This window comes from Rhizobium sp. SVR5-9E (assembly GCF_056755095.1).
Genome location: NZ_JBNDHS010000378.1, coordinates 1 through 277, shown reverse-complemented (window position 1 = coordinate 277; position 277 = coordinate 1). Strand labels below are relative to the sequence as shown.

At 62.8% G+C, this 277-nt stretch carries 1 protein-coding gene; it reads left to right on the top strand.

Annotated features, from left to right (window positions below):
* Window positions 1-237 (top strand): FCD domain-containing protein (locus tag ACPYOJ_RS35260; protein ID WP_481420371.1); only part of this gene is annotated, 237 nt, incomplete at its 5' end.
* Window positions 238-277 lie beyond the last annotated feature (40 nt).

Sequence of the window (277 nt, the reverse complement as noted above, 5' to 3'; positions counted from 1 at the left end):
ACGCATAACAGCTTTCTGGCCGAACAGGCGATTGCCATACGCAGTCGCTTGACCGCCTTCCGCCGCGCTCAATTGCAGCAGGACGAGCGGCTCGATCGATCACGAGCGGAGCACGAAGCCATCATGCAGGCAATTGCTGAGGGTGACGGCGATATGGCGTCGCGGCGCATGCGTGCGCACATGCTGAATGCGGCGACGGCGCTGCGCCGCTTCATCGAAGCCAGCAAACCGGTCTGAGCGTGGCGAAATCAGCCGCGGGCGATGCGGACGATATGCT